Here is a 14,208-nt window from a genome sequence, read left to right as displayed (position 1 = left end):
CGCTGAGCGCTAAAGGAGAAGCTATGTCGTCTATTCGCAAGAACAGTCTGGATAAGCTGGCGGTCCAGAACAAGGAGTTCCACTACTACAGCCTGCCACTCGCAGCCAAAACGCTGGGTGATATCCAGCGCCTGCCTAAATCCCTCAAAGTGTTACTCGAAAATCTGCTGCGCCATGTCGATGGCGACACGGTCACGGAAAGTGATTTACAGGAACTGGTCAGCTGGCAGAAAACCGGCCATGCGGACAGGGAAATTGCTTACCGCCCGGCGCGGGTTCTGATGCAGGACTTCACCGGTGTTCCCGCCGTGGTCGATCTGGCGGCGATGCGTCAGGCGGTCAAACGGCTTGGCGGTAACGTCGAACAGGTAAACCCGTTATCGCCTGTAGATCTGGTTATCGACCACTCCGTAACGGTCGATGAATTTGGTGATGATCAGGCCTTTGATGAAAACGTCCGCCTCGAAATGGAGCGTAATAATGAGCGCTACCAGTTCCTGCGCTGGGGACAAAAAGCCTTCAACCGTTTCCGCGTAGTCCCGCCCGGCACCGGTATCTGTCATCAGGTCAACCTTGAGTACCTCGGGCAAACCGTCTGGTATGAAGAACAGGATGGCAAAACGGTCGCCTATCCCGACACACTGGTCGGCACCGATTCGCACACCACCATGATCAACGGTTTGGGCATTTTAGGCTGGGGCTGCGGCGGTATCGAAGCCGAAGCGGCCATGCTCGGACAACCCGTTTCCATGCTGATCCCGGATGTTGTCGGGTTCAAACTCACCGGTAAATTACGCGAAGGTATCACCGCGACTGACCTGGTGTTAACGGTCACGCAGATGCTGCGCAAACACGGGGTGGTGGGGAAATTTGTCGAATTCTACGGTGACGGACTGGCTGACTTACCGCTGGCCGACCGCGCCACCATTGCCAATATGTCGCCTGAATTCGGTGCCACCTGCGGATTCTTCCCGGTGGATGACGTCACCCTGAGTTACATGAAACTCAGTGGCCGCAGCGACGAGCAAATCGAACTGGTGAAAGCCTATTCTCAGGTTCAGGGCTTGTGGCGTAATGCCGGTGATGAGCCGGTGTTTACCAGTACGCTGGCGCTGGATATGGGGGAAGTCGAGCCAAGTCTGGCCGGGCCTAAACGCCCGCAGGATCGCGTGGCACTGCCCAACGTTCCCAAAGCGTTTAAAGCGGCGACGGAACTTGAACTGGGCAACAGCAAAGCGGGGCGCAGCGATAAAGAGACGTTCACGCTCGACGGCCAGCATTATGCCCTGACCACCGGCGCGGTGGTGATTGCCGCCATCACCTCTTGTACCAACACCTCGAACCCGAGCGTGCTGATGGCGGCCGGTTTGCTGGCCAAAAATGCCGCAGAAAAAGGTCTCACCAGCAAGCCGTGGGTGAAAACCTCGCTGGCGCCGGGTTCTAAAGTGGTGACCGATTATCTTAATGCCGCCGGTCTGATGCCGTATCTGGAACAACTCGGATTTAATCTGGTGGGTTACGGATGTACAACCTGTATCGGTAACTCCGGGCCGTTGCCAGATCCGGTTGAATCGGCGATTAAAGCCGGTGATCTGACGGTCGGTGCGGTGCTTTCCGGTAACCGTAACTTCGAAGGACGTATTCATCCGCTGATTAAAACCAACTGGCTGGCATCACCTCCGCTGGTGGTGGCTTACGCGCTGGCGGGGAATATGAATGTCGATCTGACGACCGATGCGCTCGGCGAGGACAAAGACGGCAAGCCGGTGTACCTGAAAGATATCTGGCCTTCTGCTAATGACATTGCCAATGCGGTCGGGCAGGTGACGACGGAAATGTTCCACAAAGAATATGCCGAAGTCTTCAACGGAGATGCTAGCTGGCAGGCGATTCAGGTTGACGGCACGCCGACCTACACCTGGCAGGAAGATTCCACTTACATCCGCCATCCGCCGTTCTTCAGTGATATGAAAGCCGAGCCGGATGCGCTCGAAGACATCAAAGATGCCCGTATTCTGGCGATTCTGGCGGACTCCGTCACTACCGACCACATTTCACCAGCCGGTAATATTAAGGCGGAAAGCCCGGCGGGGCTGTATCTCAAACAGCATGGTGTCGAACCAAAAGCCTTTAACTCTTATGGTTCACGCCGTGGTAACCATGAAGTCATGATGCGCGGTACATTCGCCAACATCCGTATCAAAAACGAAATGGTGCCGGGTGTGGAGGGCGGTTATACCCGTCATATTCCTTCGCAGGATCAGCTGGCGATTTACGATGCCGCGATGCGTTATCAGCATGAAAGTGTGCCGACGGCGGTGATTGCGGGTAAAGAATACGGTTCGGGTTCAAGCCGTGACTGGGCAGCAAAGGGACCGCGTCTTCTTGGCGTGCGTGTCGTTATCGCCGAATCTTTCGAACGTATTCACCGTTCGAATCTGATCGGGATGGGGATTCTGCCGCTCGAATTCCCGCAGGGTGTGACCCGTAAAACGCTGAAACTGACCGGCGACGAGCAGATCAGTGTCAGCGGATTACAAACCCTGACGCCGGGGCAGGACGTCGCGGTGCATATCGTTTATGCAGACGGGCATAAAGAAACGGTCAATGCCCGCTGTCGTATCGACACCGGCAATGAGCTGACGTACTTCCAGAACGGCGGCATTCTGCATTATGTGATCCGCAAAATGCTGTAATACCTGACCTTCTGCCATAAAAAAGGGCACCTTCTTAAGGTGCCCTTAATATTTTCATCGGACTATAGAGCCGTTACTTATCGAGCAGGTGACCCATTTTGGCCGCTTTGGTCGACAGGTAGCGCTCGTTTTCCGGATTACGGCCCACGATCAACGGGACGCGTTCGGTAATATGGATCCCGGCTTCTGTCAGGATTTCGACTTTCTTCGGATTGTTGGTCAGCAGGCGAACGGAATCCACGCCGAGCAGTTTGAACATGTCCGCACACAGCGTGAAGTCACGTTCGTCAGCGGCAAACCCGAGCTGGTGGTTGGCTTCGACGGTGTCGTAGCCTTTGTCCTGCAGCGCATAAGCACGGATTTTATTGAGCAAGCCGATGTTACGCCCTTCCTGACGGTGATACATCAGGATACCGCGGCCTTCCTCAGCAATGTGATTCAGTGCTGCTTCGAGCTGAAAACCACAGTCACAGCGCAGGCTGAATAAAGCATCACCGGTCAGACATTCAGAGTGAACTCGCGCAAGAACGGGTGTTTCACCGCTGATGTCACCAAAAACTAACGCCAGGTGGTCGTGCCCGGTGGCCAATTCTTCAAAACCCACCATCAGGAAATCGCCCCAAGGTGTTGGCAGATTGGCTTCTGCCACCCGTTTCAGCTGCATTTTACGCTCCAAAAAAACCACAAATAGTCTTGATTCACAGTGAGTATTTTACTTGTTGATGCGCATCCTACGTTCAGATGCGGCCTGTGGATAGGGAATCGGTGCCTTTCCATCATGACAGGGCACCATTTTGCCACAGTTTGCTGTTCATTTTAGCGGGAATATTTGAACGATTAGTTAATAAGATATGAATTATAACTGCATCCTCAACAATTGAAGCGTTGAGAATGTGATGCAGTGACAACGTTGCTACACTCCAATTCTTTTTTACGACTGACGGAAAGGACAACTATGTTTGATATCGCCAAACGCACCGCTCTCGGGGCTGTAATTTTAATGCTGATGCCCGCAGCGGTATGGATAAGCGGCTGGCTCTGGGTGCCGGGAGGAAATCCGGCCGTGTTGCGCCCGTTGTATTGGGTCACTGAAACCGTGAGTCAGCCGTGGGGAATTATCACCACAGTGATCCTTTGTGGTTGGTTTTTGTGGTGTCTGCGTTTTCGGCTTAAACCCGCCATCGGACTGGGCCTGATTATCATCGCCTCTCTGCTGGTCGGGCAGTATGCGAAAGATTACATCAAGGGGGAAGTCCGTGAGCCGAGGCCCTATGTGGCGTGGCTGGGCACTGACCATCATATGGACGTTGAGGATTTTTACGCCCAGAAAAGGAAAGTGCGCAGCGCTCAGGTGAAAGAAGTGTTGGGTGATAACGTGCAAATCCCGCACTGGCTGAACAAAAGCTGGCAGAACGATACCGGATACGCATTTCCTTCCGGTCATACCATGTTTGCGGCTACCTGGGCTTTGTTAGGTATCGGGCTGTTATGGCGCCGTAAGCACTACAAAACGGTCACGGTGCTGATGGTGTGGGCAGTGGTGGTTATGGGCAGCCGCCTGATGCTGGGTATGCACTGGCCGCGTGACCTGCTGGCATCCGTGGGGATCAGCTGGATACTGGTGACGGTGGCCTGCTGGCTGACCGAACGTTACGTCGGCCCGCTGACGCCACCGCCGGCAGAAAATCAGGAAATTCGTGAGCGCGAATGACCGGAAAATCAGATAAGTGTTTGTCACCAAAAGGGGCGCTCGCCGGGCCCCTTTAATTCCCCGTACTGAATCCCCATATACTTCTTATTGGCCTGATTGCAGTAATATGCGTAACTTCGGATATAGTCTTTAAAATTGGTCGAAGTTGATACAGACTGCATCTAAAGCCACTGCAATATTTCCCAGCTTTGTTCGGAAATGCTAACTTATTAGGTCGGGACGAGAGTTTTTGGCATAATTCATCCGGAACATCCGGCATTACAGGAACGAATGTGAAATATCTGCTGATTTTTTTATTTTTGCTGGTCATCGTTGTGATTTCTATCACTCTGGGTGCCCATAACGATCAGACTGTGACCTTTAACTATTTGCTGGCGCAGGGTGACTATCGCGTTTCCACACTACTTGCCGTGCTGTTTGCCACCGGTTTTATCCTCGGCTGGGTCATTTGCGGGTTGTTCTATCTTCGCGTCCGTCTGTCACTTGGGCGCGCGCAACGTAAAATCAAACGTCTTGAACAACAAATTGAGCCTGCGGCTGTCGTTACGCCGCCAGCAGCATCTTATGATGTCAGCAAGGAATAATCCTCTATGTTAGAACTGCTGTTTCTGTTGTTGCCCGTTGCGGCCGCCTATGGCTGGTACATGGGGCGCAGAAGTTCTCAGCAGGATAAACAGGAAAATGCTAACCGCCTGTCGCGTGAATACGTAGCGGGGGTTAACTTCCTGCTTTCCAATCAGCAGGACAAAGCGGTCGACCTGTTCCTTGAGATGTTAAAAGAGGACAGCAGCACAGTCGAAGCGCACCTGACTCTGGGTAACCTGTTCCGCTCCCGTGGCGAAGTGGATCGCGCAATCCGCATCCACCAGTCACTGATGGAAAGCGCCTCACTGACCTTCGAACAACGCCTGCTTGCCGTCCAGCAACTGGGACGTGACTACATGGCTGCCGGTTTTTATGACCGCGCCGAAGACATGTTCAATCAGCTGGTCAAAGAGCAGGATTTCCAGCTGTTTGCGCTTGAGCAACTGTTGATCATCCATCAGGCGACCAGCGACTGGCAAAATGCCATCGACGTGGCTGAGCGACTGGTCAAACTGGGTAAAGAAAATCGCCGTAAAGAAATCGCGCATTTCTGGTGCGAACTGGCCTTGCAGGCGATCGTTGCCGATGATTTTGATAAAGCGATGGGGCTGCTGAAAAAAGCGGCTGCTGCGGATAAGCTCTGCGCCCGCGTCTCTATTATGCAAGGGCGAATTTTGCTGGCGCAGGGTGAATACCGCAAAGCGACAGAAGCCTTGCAGCGCGTGCTGGAGCAGGATAAAGAGCTGGTCAGTGAAGCGTTGCCGATGCTCCAGGAATGCTATCAGCACCTGAAAGATACTCTCGGTTGGGCTGAGTTCCTCAAACGTTGTGTGGATGAAAATACCGGTGCGGCTGCGGAGCTGATGCTGGCGGAAATCATTCATAATGAGGAAGGGCGTGAGACGGCGCAGAACTACATTAACCGTCAGCTGCAACGCCATCCGACGATGCGCGTGTTTCATCATCTGATGGATTACCATCTGGCGGATGCGGAAGAGGGCCGTGCGAAGGAAAGTCTGGTCTTACTGCGCGACATGGTAGGCGAGCAAATCCGTACCAAGCCGCGTTACCGTTGCCACAAATGCGGCTTTACCGCGCATTCATTGTACTGGCATTGCCCGTCATGCCGGGGATGGGCCACGATCAAGCCTATAAGAGGACTGGACGGCCAATAGCTTTCCCCCTTGAATCTGAATCATCAGGGGGAAGCTTAGGCAGTGTTTAAACTTACTTCTTCTTGGTGCTCGTCTTACGCGTGCTCAGTAAGGTACGCAATTTCTTGATTTCTTTGGCGGTCAGGGCAGGTTCGCTTTCTTCCGCCAGATGCTGGTTATCAATCTCGTGTTCGGTCGCTTTGGCGGCCTTTTTGCTTTTTGGCGCAGCAGGATTAAAACTCTGTTCCAGGCGTGCTGCCACTTCTGCGCTTAATGAATGTTCTGCGTCAGCGGCGGCGTTTTTAATCAGTTCTTTTAATTCAACCGGGATTTTGACAGTCAGGGTTGTTATCTCACTCATTTTTCAGCCTTTCCTTAGAGTAAAAGTAACAAGCTATGCCAGCCTTGTTGCATCGTCTAGTGATTCACAAAAATTTAATAAATCTGTCACATTATGTGTAGCTGTGAATTCAGCGTCTTGCCATGTAAAATGCGGGCGGCAAAAAAATTATTTCCCCTTACTGATTTGAATTCACACAAGAGGCTGACGATATGAAGTCTGAAAATAACACTAACAACAACGACTTAAATACATCACCTATTGTTGTCGCACTTGACTATGCCGACAAATCCTCTGCGCTGGCGTATGCCGATAAGATTGATCCCCGCGATTGCCGCCTGAAAGTGGGCAAAGAGATGTTCACGCATTTTGGTCCGCAGATGGTCAAAGATTTGCAAAGCCGCGGTTTTGACGTTTTTCTGGATTTGAAATTCCACGACATTCCTAACACTACCGCACGTGCCGTTGCCGCTGCGGCGGATCTGGGCGTGTGGATGGTGAATGTTCACGCCAGCGGCGGTGCGCGCATGATGACCGCAGCCAGAGAAGCACTGGCACCCTTTGGTAAAGATGCACCGCTGCTGATTGCAGTGACCGTGCTGACCAGCATGGAAGGCAGTGACCTGGCGGATTTGGGCATTACACTTTCACCTGCGGATTACGCCGAGCGTCTGGCCCGTCTGACCCGCGATTGTGGCCTGGACGGCGTGGTGTGTTCTGCTCAGGAAGCGACGCGCTTTAAATCTGCGCTGGGGCAGGCATTCCAGCTGGTGACACCGGGAATTCGTCCGGCGGGCAGTAAAGCTGACGACCAGCGTCGCGTCATGACCCCGCAGGAAGCGCTGGCAGCCGGTGTGGATTACATGGTGATTGGCCGTCCGATTACGCAGTCCGCCGATCCGGCGCAGACCCTGCGTGATATCCGCGCATCACTGCGTTAAGAGGGAGTCGTATGAGCAATGACAACAACAGCCGTCTGGTCTATTCAACCGACAGCGGCAGGATTGATGAACCGAAGGCCGTCGTCGCGCGCCCGAAAGGTGACGGTATTGTGCGTATTCAGCGCCAGACCAGCGGTCGTAAAGGCAAAGGCGTGTGTCTGATCACCGGCGTTGATCTTGATGATGCAGCACTGGAAAAACTCGCGGCAGAACTGAAAAAGAAATGTGGATGCGGCGGGGCGGTGAAAGAGGGCGTGATTGAGATCCAGGGCGATAAACGTGACCTGCTGAAACAGTTGCTGGAAGCGAAAGGAATGAAAGTGAAGCTGGCTGGCGGCTGATGTACTTAAGCTAATGTACTTGAGCTTATGTAAAGAAGGCTGATGTAAAGAAGGCTGATATAAACAAGATGCTGCGCCGGTCGACAGCGCAGCGTCTTTCTGTTTTTTGATTCTGTTTTTATTTGCTGACCTGATGACCCACAATACCACCGACTGCTGCGCCACCTAATGTACCTAAAGTACTGCCATCAGTCAGAACCGCACCACCCAGTGCACCGGCACCGGCACCAATTGCCGTGTTACGGTCACGTTTAGACCAGTTACCGCAGGCGGTAACAGACATCGCAAGAGTCAGAACCAGTGCAATACTGGCAACGCGTTTATTTACGAGCATCATAGTTATCTTCCTCAAAGGATTAACGTTCAGCATCATTTATAAGTATAGGTAAGTTGCAGCGTTATCACCGAAATTCACCTTGTGATCCTTCACACTACTAATAAATTTTTTGGCTGTTCCGAACCTTTATTTATATTTCGTATCATCCGGACGCACTTTTGCATCCGTTGAATTAAAATAGTGAAACCACCATTCATTCACTAGGTGAATAATCTTAATTCACCAGCGTGAAGCGTCACCGGAGCACAAAAGACTAAAGCTGGCGACATTTCATCCCTCATCTCGCACGGCTGGCACTTTTGCGTTTGCAGCAGATCTGTACGCACTCTTTAGCGATTTGCCCCATACCTGCACACCCCCGCGACTCAGACAATAAAGCATCGCAATATGAGGGAACCAAGATGCTGAAACAACTTAAAGAGCAGGTATTAGAGGCCAATCTGGCACTTCCGCGCCACAATCTGGTGACCTTTACCTGGGGGAATGTCAGCGCTGTTGACCGTGCGCTCGGGCTGGTCGTGATTAAACCTTCGGGCGTGGAATACGACCACATGGGCGCGGACGACATGGTGGTGGTGGAACTGGAAACCGGCAAAATCGTAGAAGGCAGTAAAAAGCCGTCTTCGGATACCGATACCCATCGGGTGCTGTACCTCAATTTTCCGCAAGCGGGCGGTATTGTTCATACGCATTCGCGCCACGCGACCATCTGGTCGCAGGCCGGTCTGGACATTCCTGCCTGGGGCACCACTCATGCGGATTATTTCTACGGCAATATTCCCTGCACCCGCCGGATGACGGAAGAGGAGATTGCAGGGCGTTACGAATGGGAAACCGGTGAAGTGATCGTCAAAACCTTTGCGGACAGAAACCTGTCACCGGCGGATATCCCGGCGGTTCTGGTGCATTCACACGGACCGTTTACCTGGGGAACCGACGCAGATAACGCCGTACATAACGCCGTCGTACTGGAAGAAATCGCGTATATGGGGATTTTCTCACGTCAGTTATCGCCGCAGCTGCCGGATATGCAGCCGCAACTTTTAGATAAGCACTATCTTCGCAAGCATGGAAAAAACGCTTATTACGGGCAGTAAACTACGGGCAGTAAACCTTTTGATGCCAAAGGTCAGCCCACAAGGCTGACCTGAATGCCAGCCGCAGAAAGCAGTTGCTGATACTCGGGTGACAATTTATCGTCAGTGATCACCCTGCTGAATGCGCTGACAGGGCCGAGCGGATTGAGATTGATCTGGCCGAATTTAGAGGAATCGGTCAGGACGATATTTTCCGCCCCTTTCTCCACCACCGCATTCACTACATCGGCGCGCAGCATATCGCGACCGGTAAAACCTGTTGCCTCTGTGAAACCGTCAATCCCCATAAACGCCTTGCTGAAATTCATTTGTTGCAGGCACAGTCTGGTCAGCGGGCCAACCACGGTCTGACTGGTTTTCTGATACATTCCGCCCAGCAGAACCACGTCACACGGCATACTTTTCAATAATGACGCCACATAACTGCTGACGGTAATCACGGTCAGATTCTTTTTGTCAGCAAGATATTGCGCCAGCAGGGCGATACTGCTGCCACTTTCGAAAAACACAGTTTCTCCGTCCTGAATCAATGATGCAGCAAATCTCGCCAGTTTCTGTTTCTGTGCGAAATTCGACATCATGCGGGTATCCACGTCGTCAGTCTGGATCGCGACGGCAAAACCGTGGGCACGGCGCAGATAATGGCGCTGCTCCAGCTGGGTCAGATCATGGCGGATCGTGACTTCGGATACCTGACAAATCTGTGATAACTCAGAGACGCTGATACGTTGTTTGTCATTTACCCATTGCAGAATAATTTGTTGTCTGTCGTTCATAATCGCCCGAAAGTAAGGGCGGCCGGAACCGCCCAAAAAAAAGAAATATCAGTTGAGAACATTAAAGTGAGTGTTCAGTACGGGCGATAATATCATCCTGAGCCTCCGGCGATAAGGCCGTAAAGAACGCGGAATATCCGGCCACGCGAACCACAAGGTCACGATAGTTCTGCGGCTCTTCACGGGCTTTCAGTAACGTCTCGCGGGAAACAATATTGTACTGAACATGCCAGCCGTGATGTTCCTCGAAGAAAGTCCGCAGCATCAGCATTAACGTCTGGCGGTCATTTTCGTTTTCCAGTGATGCCGGATTGAGCTTCTGGTTCAGCAATACACCACCAAGAATTGCTTCGGTCGGCAATTTACCCAGCGAGTTAAATACGGCGGTCGGACCAAGATGATCGGTACCCGATGCCGGACTTGCGCCTTCGGCCAGCGGGGTAAAGGCTTTGCGACCATCCGGCGTTGCTGTGGTGGCTGCCCCGAAAGGCACATTGGCGGAAATTGACGATGTGCCCGCATAATACGTGCCGCCAATCGGGCCGCGTCCGAAGCGGGTATTGTGATAATTCGACAGTTCGTCGATATAACACTGATAAGCGCGTACCAGCAGATTATCTACGCCGTCATGATCGTTGCCATATTTCTCTGCGCCGTTAATCAGGCGTTGACGAAGACGCTCGCCATCCAGCCCTTCATAATCGGAAGCCAGCGCTTCAGCCAGTTCCTGCTGACCGATAGTTCCCTGTTCGAAGACCAGCTTTTTCACCGCCGCCAGACTGTTACCCAGATTGGCGATACCGACCTGCAAACCGGAAACCCAGTCATAGTTAGCGCCGCCTTGCTTGATGGTTTTGCCGCGTTCAATGCAGTCATCGACCAGTGCGGAACATAAAATATCCTGCGCGTTTTCTTCCAGCACCGTATCGACCACGCATTCAATCTCGATTGATTTGCGGGTGTAATAACGGATCTGTTCATCCCACTGTGCAAAGACCTGTTCGAAGTTATCGAAATTACCCTGCGACAGACCGCGTTCCTGAGCCAGGAAGCGAGTATGGCTTTTCGCGTCTTTGCCTTGTTCCAGCGCCGCCAGCATGACACGAGCAAAGTTGATGAAACTCATGCCGGTGCAGCGGTATCCCCATTTGCCGCCGACCGCGGTTTCGATACAACCAATGGCTGCATAATCATAAGCATCTTGCTTTTCGACGCCCAGCTTAATGAATTCAGGTATGACGATTTCATCGTTGTTGAACGCAGGCATCCCAAAGCCGCAGCGGATCACCTGTACGCAGGCATCAAGGAAATCATTACTCATACCGGCGTGATAACGCACACTGAGGTTCGGCTGGGTAGAACGCAGTTGTCCGCAGGATTCCAGCACCGCGTAAGACAGTGGATTGACCGCATCCGCCGCCACGCCGTGATGCAACGTCTGGCCGCCGATGGTGACGTTCTGATAAAGCGGGCTGCCTGCCGACGCTTTTGAGTGTGTGCCGGAGCGAATTTTGTTCACTTCCAGCAGTTTCAGCCAGCAGCTTTGCAGCAGCTCAATCGCCTGGCCGCGTTCCAGCGTTTGTTCCAGTTCCACATCACGGCGGTAGAACGGATACAGATACTGATCCATACGCCCGAACGAAACGGAATGTCCGTTGGATTCAATCTGCAGAATCAGCTGAATGAAATAGCATAACTGCAACGCCTGCCAGAAATTCTCGGGTGGCCGGTGGGCAATCACTTCGCAGTTCGCTGCCATGGTCAGTAATTCCGCACGGCGGTTTTCGCGGGTTTCAGAAATTGCCATTTCACGCGCCAGCTCAGCGAAGCGCATAATATGATGGCTCACGGCAGTCAGGGTGATATCAATGGCCTTCAGCAGCTGTTCTTTATGCAGATCTTCCCAGTCTGTCAGCTGAATGCGGCTGCGACGTTCGTCCACTTTATGACGTAAACCGTCAAGCCCGAGTTCCAGCAGCAGCGGGAAATTCACCGCCAGATGCGCGTCTCCTGACGTCATATTCCCTTCAGCTTTCACGATCCCGCTTTCGAGCAGCGCTTTCTGTTCGTCGGTAAACATCCCGTAGCAACGGTCCTGAACCGTCTGACCACGCCACCACGGGCAGATTTCATGCAGAACTTTTTTGTTGGCTTCGCTGACGGCAAAACCCGCGCCCGGCCGGTCCGCCAGCGCATCGATTTCACTTTCGATCCAGCCGACGGTATATTCCGGGAAAATCGGCGCGGCACGGACTTCACTGGCCTGGTTCCCGACGATCAGTTCATCATGCTTGATCCAGACAGTTCGCTGGCGCAAATGTTCAGCCAGCGCCAGGGCGCGACGCACCGCCAGCGGCTTGTCGGCATGTTGCTGATAAATCTGCGTGTAATGCTGCGCGCGTTCAGTACAGACCGGCGGTTTTACGATATGGATCAGGGCATCTTTGTGTGAGCGGATCCGGGCGGAAAGGGTATTCAGATTCAGCTGGGTCATTATTCTTATCCTCTTAACTGTGAACATAGCCCTTTTTGTGCGGCGTATTCTTCGGCAAACGTCAGCAGGTCAGGGGCATTTAACGGCTGGCGCGGAGCCAGATAAGGTTGCCCGAGCAGGGCGTATTTATTGATGCCAAGTGTGTGATACGGCAAAAAGTGAATGGCTTCGCAGCCGGTTTCTTCAGCGGCAAAATCCACAATCTGCCGGACGGACGCACGGTCAGCGTTGAAATCAGGAATTAACGGAACGCGTACGATAAGCCGTTGTCCTGCAGCGGCCAGACGGCGAAAATTATCCATCACGCGTTTTACCGAGCCGCCGGTCAGGCGTCTAAAGGGGTCATCCCCGACATGTTTTAAATCGGCCAGCATCAGATCGAGCGCACCGAGTGAGGGTTCAATGTATTTCCACGGCACATGCAGACAGCTTTCCACCGCGGTGTGCAAACCTTCCTGTTTGCAGCGTTGCAGTAACGTTTGTGCCATCTGCGGCTGCATAAAAGGTTCGCCACCGGAAAGCGTGACGCCGCCACCCGTACGCTGATAAAAAGGTTTATCACGCAAAATTTGCTGCATCAGTTCATCGACATCTGCCTCACTTCCGCACACGCTCAGCGCGCCGGAAGGGCAGGTTTGTTCTATCTGACATAAATCTGCCGCAGTAAAATTTTCCTGCCGGACGCGGATCCTGCCATCCTCAACACTGACTGCATGTGGGAAGACCTGCGCGCAATAGTCACAGCCAGTGCTGCACAGGCGGGTATCGAACAAAATATCGTGGCTGGCGGAGCGACTTTCCGGGTTCTGGCACCAGGTGCATCCCAGCGAACAGCCTTTAAGGAAAACGACCGTGCGGATCCCGGGGCCATCATGTGTGGAATAACGCTGCACATTGAAAATCATCTCGACACTCCTTTGTGTCTTTTTCTTCTTACGTAATTTACATGCTTTCATTCGAAAGTGATTTTGATGATGATCAACAAATCTTCTGCTTGCAGGCGTACACTCACTGAACTTTGCATTTGCTCACATGTTTAAGGAGAGGGTTATGGAGTTGTATCTCGATACTGCTGATGTGGCTGCGGTCAAACGTCTTTCACGCATATTGCCGTTGCAGGGGGTGACGACAAATCCCAGCATTGTGGCGAAAGAAGGTAAATCGCTGTGGGAAGTGTTGCCTGCGTTGCGGGATGCGCTGGGCGGTAATGGCAAATTATTCGCGCAGGTGATGGCGTCTGATGCTGAAAAGATGGTAGCTGAAGCGTTGTTACTGACGCAGCGCGTATCTGGTTTAGTGGTAAAAGTCCCCGTAACCCGTGAAGGTCTGGCCGCGATTAAAAAACTGAAAGGGATGAATATCCCGACCCTCGGCACCGCCGTTTACGGGGCGGGTCAGGGGTTATTATCGGCACTGGCAGGGGCTGAATATGTCGCGCCTTACGTCAACCGTCTGGACGCGCAGGGCGGTGATGGTATTGCTGTAGTGAAGGAGTTGCAGACCCTGCTGAATCTTCATGCGCCACATGCAAAAGTGCTGGCGGCCAGTTTCAGAACGCCCCGCCAGGCGATGGATTGTCTGCTGGCCGGTTGTCAGTCAATCACTCTGCCGGTCGATGTCGCTGAGCAACTGCTCGATACACCGGCAGTGCAGGCGGCCGTCGAAAAATTTGATGCCGACTGGCGCCAGGCTTTCGGAACAACGTCAATCAGTTGATTTTCATTCCAGCCATACCG

14 protein-coding genes are annotated in these 14,208 nt (G+C 52.8%); 8 read left to right on the top strand and 6 right to left on the bottom strand.

What is annotated here, in order from left to right; translation table 11 throughout:
• Positions 1-23 precede the first annotated feature (23 nt).
• Positions 24-2,696 carry an aconitate hydratase AcnA gene (gene acnA, locus ACJY2G_RS08640; protein ID WP_430319131.1) on the top strand — a complete coding sequence of 891 codons (2,673 nt, stop codon included), beginning with the start codon at positions 24-26 and terminating at the stop codon, positions 2,694-2,696.
• Positions 2,697-2,769: 73 nt separating this feature from the next.
• On the opposite strand, the gene ribA is transcribed toward acnA, so the two are convergent.
• The gene (gene ribA / locus ACJY2G_RS08635; RefSeq protein WP_095921676.1) at positions 2,770-3,360 is read right to left on the bottom strand and encodes a GTP cyclohydrolase II; all 591 of its coding nucleotides are present in this window, start codon (positions 3,358-3,360) and stop codon (positions 2,770-2,772) included.
• A 291-nt stretch (positions 3,361-3,651) separates the two neighbouring features.
• On the opposite strand from ribA, the gene pgpB reads away from it, so the two are divergent.
• The 3 genes from pgpB (at position 3,652) to lapB (ending at position 6,167) form a co-directional block, all read left to right on the top strand.
• Positions 3,652-4,407: a phosphatidylglycerophosphatase B gene (pgpB, locus tag ACJY2G_RS08630; RefSeq protein ID WP_120161425.1), complete on the top strand. Its 756-nt coding sequence runs from the start codon at positions 3,652-3,654 to the stop codon at positions 4,405-4,407.
• A gap of 272 nt (positions 4,408-4,679) precedes the next feature.
• Positions 4,680-4,991: a LapA family protein gene (locus ACJY2G_RS08625; RefSeq protein ID WP_095925116.1), complete on the top strand. Its 312-nt coding sequence runs from the start codon at positions 4,680-4,682 to the stop codon at positions 4,989-4,991.
• 6 nt (positions 4,992-4,997) lie between these two features.
• A complete protein-coding gene (gene lapB / locus ACJY2G_RS08620; RefSeq protein WP_112288853.1) occupies positions 4,998-6,167 on the top strand; it encodes a lipopolysaccharide assembly protein LapB in 1,170 nt (389 codons plus the stop codon).
• Between the two features lie 52 nt (positions 6,168-6,219).
• On the opposite strand, the gene ACJY2G_RS08615 is transcribed toward lapB, so the two are convergent.
• On the bottom strand, positions 6,220-6,507 hold the full coding sequence (locus ACJY2G_RS08615; RefSeq protein ID WP_112288854.1) for an Arc family DNA-binding protein: 288 nt from the start codon (positions 6,505-6,507) through the stop codon (positions 6,220-6,222).
• A gap of 191 nt (positions 6,508-6,698) precedes the next feature.
• On the opposite strand from ACJY2G_RS08615, the gene pyrF reads away from it, so the two are divergent.
• Positions 6,699-7,427 (top strand): orotidine-5'-phosphate decarboxylase, encoded by a 729-nt coding sequence (gene pyrF / locus ACJY2G_RS08610; RefSeq protein ID WP_439291653.1) that lies wholly within the window; start codon positions 6,699-6,701, stop codon positions 7,425-7,427.
• Between the two features lie 11 nt (positions 7,428-7,438).
• Entirely contained in the window at positions 7,439-7,768 is a 330-nt protein-coding gene (yciH, locus tag ACJY2G_RS08605; protein ID WP_112288856.1) for a stress response translation initiation inhibitor YciH, read from the top strand.
• A gap of 118 nt (positions 7,769-7,886) precedes the next feature.
• Here the strand turns inward: yciH and osmB are convergent, their stop codons facing one another.
• Positions 7,887-8,105 carry an osmotically-inducible lipoprotein OsmB gene (gene osmB, locus ACJY2G_RS08600; protein WP_056780657.1) on the bottom strand — a complete coding sequence of 73 codons (219 nt, stop codon included), beginning with the start codon at positions 8,103-8,105 and terminating at the stop codon, positions 7,887-7,889.
• Positions 8,106-8,506: 401 nt separating this feature from the next.
• On the opposite strand from osmB, the gene araD reads away from it, so the two are divergent.
• Entirely contained in the window at positions 8,507-9,202 is a 696-nt protein-coding gene (gene araD, locus ACJY2G_RS08595; protein ID WP_430319129.1) for an L-ribulose-5-phosphate 4-epimerase, read from the top strand.
• Between the two features lie 32 nt (positions 9,203-9,234).
• Here the strand turns inward: araD and ACJY2G_RS08590 are convergent, their stop codons facing one another.
• The 3 genes from ACJY2G_RS08590 to ACJY2G_RS08580 all read right to left on the bottom strand — a co-directional run bounded on the left by ACJY2G_RS08590 (position 9,235) and on the right by ACJY2G_RS08580 (position 13,377).
• Entirely contained in the window at positions 9,235-9,978 is a 744-nt protein-coding gene (locus ACJY2G_RS08590) for a DeoR/GlpR family DNA-binding transcription regulator (RefSeq protein WP_112288867.1), read from the bottom strand.
• Between the two features lie 61 nt (positions 9,979-10,039).
• Positions 10,040-12,472, bottom strand: a complete 2,433-nt coding sequence (locus ACJY2G_RS08585; protein WP_439291652.1) for a formate C-acetyltransferase/glycerol dehydratase family glycyl radical enzyme — start codon at positions 12,470-12,472, stop codon at positions 10,040-10,042.
• Positions 12,473-12,477: 5 nt separating this feature from the next.
• Positions 12,478-13,377: a glycyl-radical enzyme activating protein gene (locus ACJY2G_RS08580; RefSeq protein ID WP_439291651.1), complete on the bottom strand. Its 900-nt coding sequence runs from the start codon at positions 13,375-13,377 to the stop codon at positions 12,478-12,480.
• Between the two features lie 145 nt (positions 13,378-13,522).
• Here ACJY2G_RS08580 and fsa point away from each other — a divergent pair, with 145 nt between their 5' ends.
• Positions 13,523-14,188 carry a fructose-6-phosphate aldolase gene (fsa, locus tag ACJY2G_RS08575; RefSeq protein WP_439291650.1) on the top strand — a complete coding sequence of 222 codons (666 nt, stop codon included), beginning with the start codon at positions 13,523-13,525 and terminating at the stop codon, positions 14,186-14,188.
• Positions 14,189-14,208 lie beyond the last annotated feature (20 nt).

This window comes from Rahnella sp. ATs2 (assembly GCF_051851855.1).
Lineage (GTDB): Bacteria > Pseudomonadota > Gammaproteobacteria > Enterobacterales > Enterobacteriaceae > Rahnella > Rahnella variigena.
The sequence above is the reverse complement of the archived record's forward strand: the minus strand, read 5'-3'. Positions and strand labels throughout refer to the sequence as shown.